The 7,753-nt window shown below is 54.6% G+C and carries 8 protein-coding genes; 3 read left to right on the top strand and 5 right to left on the bottom strand.

From position 1 onward, the window contains the following. On the bottom strand, positions 1–947 hold a 947-nt coding region (locus ABX962_RS24380), incomplete at its 3' end, for a DUF1559 domain-containing protein (protein WP_372723148.1). Positions 948–1,209: 262 nt separating this feature from the next. Here ABX962_RS24380 and ABX962_RS24375 point away from each other — a divergent pair. Then, a complete protein-coding gene (locus tag ABX962_RS24375) occupies positions 1,210–1,470 on the top strand; it encodes a transposase (protein ID WP_372723146.1) in 261 nt (86 codons plus the stop codon). Between the two features lie 555 nt (positions 1,471–2,025). Here ABX962_RS24375 and ABX962_RS24370 read toward each other — a convergent pair. Beyond that, the gene (locus tag ABX962_RS24370) at positions 2,026–2,313 is read right to left on the bottom strand and encodes a hypothetical protein (RefSeq protein WP_372723144.1); all 288 of its coding nucleotides are present in this window, start codon (positions 2,311–2,313) and stop codon (positions 2,026–2,028) included. A gap of 32 nt (positions 2,314–2,345) precedes the next feature. After that, positions 2,346–2,825 (bottom strand): hypothetical protein, encoded by a 480-nt coding sequence (locus ABX962_RS24365; protein ID WP_372723142.1) that lies wholly within the window; start codon positions 2,823–2,825, stop codon positions 2,346–2,348. Between the two features lie 175 nt (positions 2,826–3,000). On the opposite strand from ABX962_RS24365, the gene ABX962_RS24360 reads away from it, so the two are divergent. Together ABX962_RS24360 and ABX962_RS24355 are read left to right on the top strand one after the other, a co-directional pair. Then, positions 3,001–3,393, top strand: a complete 393-nt coding sequence (locus ABX962_RS24360; RefSeq protein WP_372723141.1) for a BlaI/MecI/CopY family transcriptional regulator — start codon at positions 3,001–3,003, stop codon at positions 3,391–3,393. Positions 3,394–3,395: 2 nt separating this feature from the next. Next, complete coding sequence (locus ABX962_RS24355) at positions 3,396–6,779, top strand: M56 family metallopeptidase (protein WP_372723139.1); 3,384 nt, start codon at positions 3,396–3,398, stop codon at positions 6,777–6,779. Here the strand turns inward: ABX962_RS24355 and ABX962_RS24350 are convergent. Together ABX962_RS24350 and ABX962_RS24345 are read right to left on the bottom strand one after the other, a co-directional pair. Further along, positions 6,776–7,072, bottom strand: coding sequence for a hypothetical protein (locus ABX962_RS24350; RefSeq protein ID WP_372723137.1), 297 nt, complete (start codon positions 7,070–7,072; stop codon positions 6,776–6,778). The genes ABX962_RS24355 and ABX962_RS24350 overlap by 4 nt on opposite strands. Positions 7,073–7,146: 74 nt before the next feature. Next, on the bottom strand, positions 7,147–7,753 hold a 607-nt coding region (locus ABX962_RS24345), incomplete at its 5' end, for a DsbA family protein (RefSeq protein WP_372723135.1).

Raw genomic sequence — 7,753 nt, 5'->3', positions numbered from 1 at the left:
GTTAAAAACCGGACGCTGCCGTCACACAACAGAAATTGCACGCCGCCGACGTGAAGGCTTGAAAATCCCTTATTGCAGTTTCCATTCGCGAAATTGAGAGGGCCAGCCATCGAACCAAGAGTGCGGTGGACTTCACTCTGTTCGTTGCTAATTCTTTCTCCGTAAATATTCCCGGCTCGGCAATTGAACGTCGTTCCAGCTGGGTTATTCAGCTCCCAGCCGCGTTCCCCAATCATCAACGTATTGCTCGTTCCGTCTAAGATCGCTTTAAAACCCACTTTTGAGTCTCGCCAAAAAATACCATTTGGGTAGTGGTTTTCACCAGGCCCAGCTCCCCATTGATTCAATTCGCCTCTCCCCGGCCCCGTAATCCATGCACCATTGGAGCCGTGCCATTTGCGGCTCGAATTCACCCCCATGTAGTTCGACGTCGCGACAGGGCGTGACGTCCCGTTTCGGTCCTGGATCTGTTTTCCATCATTCGTTTCGGGGCTGATGTCCGATGGGCAACGATAGGCAGCGATAGGGGTCTGCAAAGCCTCCAGCCGATTCACCGGCCCTCCTGGAATCAACGCGTCCGCCAAACGCACGGATCCAACTTGCAATATCTCGTAGTTCGCTGAAGCCTCCATCTGAGGCAGGATCGCGGCACTCCACGCCCATGACGAAAATTCGGCCGCTAAGGCAGCAGAATATTGGGTTCCGTTGGTGGGCACAGTATTGAATTGATTTCGATATCCAGCGGGGAAAACGTTGAAAGTGGCGTGGTAGTTGTGCATTGCCAATCCGAATTGCTTCAAATTGTTGCTGCAGCTCATTCGCCGTGCCGCTTCGCGGGCCGACTGCACAGCCGGTAAAAGCAGGCCGACAAGGACACCGATAATCGCAATAACTACCAGCAATTCGACCAGCGTAAACGCGGGTCGGTTTGAATTTGATGGACGCATGCTTCCAATCTCCAGTGTTCTCGGTGGAATTTAAAAAAACGGCAGTTAACGGTCCCTAACAGCCGTTTATCCACTGGCTTAAGGGCACATTTCCCACAATGTATCAATCCAGTTCCAACCGGTCAACACGGAGGGGGACCCAATCCACTCACAAACTTTCAATTGCGTAGGATACGTCCGTCGTTACCTGCTGCCCGCTCAATACCAATGATTTGCGTGAGTTCGATGCGGATCGCTTGCGCAAAGTGTATAGACCGGAGAAGTGTATAGACCGGAAACACGGGTGGCGATTTTCCCAATAATCATACTTGACTCTTTTTCAGGAGCGAGTATTGGCTGGAAAGAGTTCGATCGAGTGTCACAACGAGAAGAGTTTGCCCATTTGGCAGTAGCCGAAGGGGTCAAATTCAGCAGGCTGTGCGAGCGGTTTGGTGTCTCACGCAAGATTGGCTACAAGTGGCGAGAGCGTCACCGAGCTTCCGCCGAAGAACCTCCGGTAGATCGCTCGCGAAAACCGCACTGATCTCCCACACAGACGCCGGCAGAGATCGGAAGCAGCAAATGGTGACAGGAGCCTGTTTGGTGGTTTGGGGAAACTTGCGTGGACGGCCACGCTTTCTCAAGGTGGATTCCAGTTGGTACTTTCGCGACGTTGACTCGTCCCAGCCCAAGTCACCAAAGGGCTGACTGCGGCGGATCGCTCGGCGAAGCTGCACCTCCTCTTTCGCGCCAATCGCTCGATTGAAGCCCGCTTTTCTTCGCCGTTATCGTACGTGAACAAGATTTACTAGAGCGCGGTTGCTTAACGATTCTCTTCCGATATCAACCTTTTTTGAGTATTATCGAAAGTAGCGAGGCAGGCATTCAAATCGCAATGAGCAACTTGATGTGTCAATGAGTTTCCTGAAACTCGGACATTTCCAGCCCCCCTTCAAAATTAGCGTCGCAGTCGCTCGACAATTCCGCTGATCTCTAACGTTGTCTTATCAGACAACCACATGATCACCAGCAAAGACGAGCCTCAGCAGTTGATCGTCACCAATGCCGTGGAGTTCGAAGTCTCCGTTTTTGTCCGTCGTTACCGGCGGGATGACTTTTTCAGCTCGCTTCTAGCGAGTCCCCTCATGATGCCCGTGGCGTTGATTGCCCCATAAACCCCCTGAGTCCATGAATTCTCCAGAGCACTCAACAACTGCTGGATGTTCGGCTGGCTGAGGCTCTCGGCCAACACTGTCACGTTTGGCAGCCGGTTGCCTTCCAGATCAACAAGCCGCCCACGCACGGGCTGCGAATCACGCCGCAACTCCAGTGCCCGACTGGCAAAACGCCCGTCCCCCAGCGCTTCGTCGATTCGGGTTTGAAGCAAGTCTCTTTCCTTGCTGGCAGTCGGATTGTCCTCTAATCGCTATTGAACTCGAACAAAGTCACGGCCAGCCAGATCTTTGCTCCGCCAATCGGGTTTCCGTTTTGTTCACGGACGATGCCGCTGATTACAATCTCGCTTAAATCCGATTCGACTTTGGCTGTAGATTCCTCATCTGTGTTTTGCGCGGTTGCCATAGTGAGAGTGCCAAAGCAGATCGCAGTCAGCAGCCCCGAAGTCGAAGCCAACACAAAGGCCCATCCACGCTTGCTCAAAATCGTTTGCGTGTCGCGAGTGTCGTCGAGCAATCCAGCGACGCGATGCTCCAACTTCCACCGTGACGCAAAGAAGCCAACGCTTCCGGGAATCGTTTCGGGCCGCTGAACGAGCTGAGCCAAGGAAAGCAACGTGCGGCTGTAGACCGGTGCGTCGGTGGTTGCCAACACAAAGTTATCGCAGACCTCCATGATCTCCCGCTCCGCTACGGTCAACGCTGTCGTGTCCGGATTCGCCATGCTGTGCGTCCCTCGAGAATGCTTTTTGCCTACTGCGTGTAGGCACGCATTGCCGACGCGGCGTAGGTAAGTCAAGCATTTTTCTGAAAACATTTTATGGACGTCGATTGACGCAGATAGTTTACCTCCGTAGATTTAGTCCAGTAAACGCAATGAGTAAGCCGGAGAACGATCAATGACTGTCACGCAATTTGGAAGAGTGCAACTGCTGATCATGCAGGTGCTGTGGGAACACGGTGGGGCGACCGCTCGCGAGATCACGGACCGGATCAACGAGTCCGAACCGATCGCCCATAGCACGGTCCAGACGCTGCTACGCGGCTTGGAAGAAAAGAAGGCGGTCGATCATCGAATCGAAGGGCGTACGTTCACGTTCTTTCCGCTGATCCAGGAAGCTGACTTCAAGCAATCGGCAACCCAAGACCTGCTCAGCCGCGTGTTCCGCGGCAGTGTCGAGGCGTTGGTCGCCCATTTGTTGCAAAGCGAAGACGTGTCATCCGAAGAACTGGCCGACCTTCGCAAGCTGATCAATCGCTCAGCGAAGAACCCAACCAAGAAGAAAGGTTAGCCATGAGTATGATCAGCATCGCGGAAGCAAGCTGGCAGCTTGGGCTGCTCTTCTTCATTCAATCAACGATCTTGATGGTTGTCGCCTTAATCATCGTTCGGCTCTGTCGAGTTCGTGACGCCGCAGTGCTATCGGTGGTTTATCGTTTCACGATGATCGCCGTGTTGGTCTCGCCACTGCTGACGATCACGATGAAGCACAGTCACGTCGATGGTTGGTGGCCTGCTGGTCCATCACAGCAAACGGTGGCCTCCACTCAGGCGACTGTCCCCACGCAACTGCCTCTACCGCAGACCGATTTCACAAGCATCGCGAATAATACGTCTCTGGAACCAGAAGAACCAAAGGCTTTCGATGAAGGAAGGCTGCTAGCCAACATCGACAATCTGCAGCAGCGAGAGAGCTTCCCCGTCGAATCGGGTCGCGATGAATTGAAACCAAGCGAACCGGCATTGGATTTAGACGAAGCCGCCGTCGCAGGCAATGCTGTGATTATCGGAAAAGGAATTGCTGCCGCGATCTGGCTGGTAGTCTCCGTCTGTTTGCTGACTCGCCACTTCCGAGCCTATCGGGCACTCAAGAAATCGCTCGCAGCAAGCGTGGCTGTGAGTGACGAGGTTCAATGGCTTTGTGACAAGATGGCGAACGAGCTGGGCGTCAAGGCACCACGAGTTGTCTGCAGCCCTTACTTTGAAAGCCCATTCTTGACTGGAATCCGAAATCCGATCATCCATCTTTCTAGCGACGAGGATGGGCTGATGCAGGACATCACCGGCGGCAACATTCGCGACGTACTCGTCCACGAGCTCGCTCACCTGAAACGCCACGACTTGCTGGTGCGAATGATGAATCATGCCGCATTGTCGCTGTTCTTTTTCCAACCACTGTTGTGGAAATTGGTCGGACTGATCGAGGGAACCGCCGAGGATGTGTGTGACGACTATGCCGTAGGGCTTGGCGCATCGCGTGAACAGTACGCTCAACGATTAGTTGACTTGGCCCAGCGCTGCGATTTCCCGCTTGGTTCTGCGGTGGGTATCGCATCTGGAAACAGCATGCTCAAGCATCGGGTGATACGCATCATGGATAGCGGTCGCAGCCTTTCGATGCGGACCGGTGTTCGAGCCCGGATATTGACTGCCATGCTATCGGTCGTTGCTGTCTTGATCGCCAGCCTGTCCTTCACTCCCGCTGCCATCGTCGCTGCCCAGCTTCCAGTGGAATCCGCCATTTCCGACGGGAACACTGAAATCGCTTCTGAGCAGTCTCACGTGCCGACGCCCATCGAGAAGCATTCCACTGACGATGTCCCACTGGACGTCATTCGAGGAACGGTTCTCGGCAGCGAGGGGCCACTTGCTGGTGCAGAAGTCTACTGGTGGCGTAGCCGAGTCGGTGACGATGCCCCCATGCAACCGGTCCGCGTCGTCACTGATCAGGATGGCAAGTTTGAATTGAAACGGACGCCGCCAACCCCCGACCAGGTCGCTATCTGGGACATGCGTGAAGAAATGATTGTTCGTGCGAAGGGTTATGCGTTTGAGCGTACTTGGCCAAGAAAGTTTGGTGCTGTGGTGCCAATCGATCCTGATTGGCCAGGTCAACACGATCCGCTGCCTCGTTCAAGTGAGCCCATCAAACTCGCTCGCGAAGGTAGCAACGTGTCGGGACGATTGATCGACATTGAGGGGCAGCCCATTGTGGGGGCAAGCGTTCGCATTTGCTGTTTTTCCAAACGCTCGTTCAAGAAGAATGGCGGCCTGCCAAATCTCAGTCCTGCCGAACCAGAACCAGACACTGACGAAGATCTTATTCGCGACGTCGCGAGTGTCGTCAACAGTATCGAGCAGGTGCCGTTTCGTGATGCCCTACCGATGGGCACGACGAATTCTGAAGGCCGTTTCGACTTAAATGAATTGCCTGCCGATTGCTTCTTTGAATTACTCGTCGAGCATCAAGGATTCGAGTCGACAAACCTAGTCGTGCGAAACGATGAGGAGAATGAGATTGTGATGGTTCCTCAAGCACCGCCTTTCGAAGACAATCCGCCGACGGGGCTCTACCCGCCCAAGTTTGAGGCGGTGATCGGGCCTTCGTCAACGGTGATCGGGACGGTGACTGATGCCGATACTGGATTGCCAATCGTCGGTGCCCTCGTGCAAACGTGCCTCGTTAACAACCAGCGCATCACGAGTACGTGGGAACGCCAGCATTGGGCAGAAAGGACAGACGCGAGGGGGCGGTATCGGATTGCTGGTTTACCTGCGGGTGCCGGAAATCAATTTGTCGTGCATGGCCCCCGAGACCTTCCCTACATCCCCGTCACGGCCACGACGAGTGAATCAAGTAGCGAATTGCCGGATGACGGTGTGTACAAAATCAACTTTCAACTGAAACAGGGTATCTGGGCAGAGGGTCGCGCCTATGATGCCAAAACTGGAGTACCGTTCCAGGGAAAGATCGCCTACTACTGGTTTCCCAATCGCGAATTGGAAGCGAAACATCCAGGTAGCTTGCGGGCATATACCGATGGTCGCAATTTCACTGATTCCGATGGACGCTATCGAATCCCAGTTTTGCCAACGGCCGGAGTGATTGCGTTTAGCACTGGGAACCGGGACCAGAAACGGATGTCGGTTTACTCGCGAGGCTACGGCGAGTTTGAACTGACCCGGTACCGCAGCGAAGGAATTTGGCCTCTCTACAGAACCGAACCGAGAATAATGGCACCAGGAGACTACCAACGAGTTGCCCTCGTTGAACCAAAACCAGGCGAGCGAGTTGTAAACGTCGATTTGTCGATCGGCGAAGCCATTCCGATCCCCGTTACGATCCTGAATCCTGATGAAAAGCCAGTGACGGAGGCGCTGGAAATCTATGGTGGGAACGAGGGATGGTGGCATGACAAGACTCCGCAAGGCTTCGTCGTCGAGGACTTGCTACCCGATCAACGTCGCAAAGTGTTCGCCTTCGACCGAAGCCGAGATTTGATTGGCGGCACGATCGTTGATCACGGAGAAGGAAAGCAATTCACGATTGAGTTATCAGCCGCCGGACGAGTTCACGGTCGACTTGTCGCCGAGAGCGGTGAACCGATCACAGACGCCATCATCTCAGCCGTGTACGGTGACGCTGAGCCGGACAACGAATCAGCAACTTGGGCGTGGGTTGAAGGGAAGCAGTTCCAGCCGCATGAGATCCAGGTCGACGATGACGGACGTTTTGCAATACGAGGCCTGTCGCCCGAATGGAAATACTCAGCCCGCGTCGTCATTGACAATCGCATCGTCGGCAGAGCGTTTCGCTCTCTCGTGATCAAACCGGGAGAAGACCGCGATCTGGGGAACATCACCATTGGCAATCCTGATGAAGTGACCTCGGACTAGCGATCCTGCATGAGCACGTCGCTGGTGCACGTTGAAACATCGCCACCATTTTTTGTGCTTCGTAGCAGTTCTTCTGCTTCTGCTATCGACAGCCCCTTAACGGCACCGGCTGGTAGACTGGGATAACCCGATTGCGAGGCTGCAGCGTTCTCGCCTTGATACGTGATGTGAACTCTTCCCTCGCCAGTGATCACGAACTCGGGCAAGTCCATCTCAACAAAGATCGCTTGCAGCTCTTCCCCAGAAAATTGAAGCTCGGCTGCTTCAATCGCGATGTCCCGAAGGATCGGCAACTAAGGTGAATACGGGACGGCGTCAAAATACGCACCGGATGGCCGTGAACCATTCACCACGCGCTAAACGTTGGTTAGCGACTTGTTCGCTCGAGATGTTGCGAGATCAACTGAATCAAACGTTCGCCGGAGGCGACTTCGCCGACGGTGGTGCTGGTGGGAAACATCAATTTGGGGATCGCTCCTTCGCCGGCGCGTTTGTACAGCGCCACGTGCTTGGCGATGTAATCGCTGGGGATGGATCCGCTCATCGTTTCACGAAGTTTTTCCGAATCGACCATCTGCGAAGCACGCTGTAGTGCCGCCGCGTAGTTTGGCTTGGACTCGAACACGTAGTCGTGAAATTTCGGGAACGCCGTCGGGTCAACCACCCAGACCGAAATCGCCAAACGCGCTAATTCACATGCTTCGGCATGCGCCGCTCCTGTTTGTTTGACCGTTGGGTTACACGCTCGGTCAAGCGGCACTGGCAACACGATCACGGCTAATCGGTCGCCATAGCGAGCTTTCGCTTGCGACAGCGCCGCGTGCGTGCGCTGACAATGAGGACAGGTGTAATCAAACAGCTCGACAAATACCAATTCCGCATCCGGCTTGCCGATCAGTGGCCACTGGCGGGTATCAAGTTTCAGCCCCCCTAGGATGCTGGCGGTACGTCGCTCGGGCTGCGACGGCGTCGCG

The organism is Novipirellula sp., assembly GCF_041583735.1.
Classification (GTDB): domain Bacteria; phylum Planctomycetota; class Planctomycetia; order Pirellulales; family Pirellulaceae; genus Novipirellula.
This window is presented reverse-complemented; position numbering and strand designations above follow the sequence as displayed.

Excerpts from the sequence above, each read along its gene's own strand:
- ABX962_RS24360 (WP_372723141.1), top strand. The coding sequence starts at position 3,001 with ATGACTGTCACGCAATTTGGAAGAGTGCAACTGCTGATCATGCAGGTG.
- ABX962_RS24355 (WP_372723139.1), top strand. The coding sequence starts at position 3,396 with ATGAGTATGATCAGCATCGCGGAAGCAAGCTGGCAGCTTGGGCTGCTC.
- ABX962_RS24365 (WP_372723142.1), bottom strand. The coding sequence starts at position 2,825 with ATGGCGAATCCGGACACGACAGCGTTGACCGTAGCGGAGCGGGAGATC.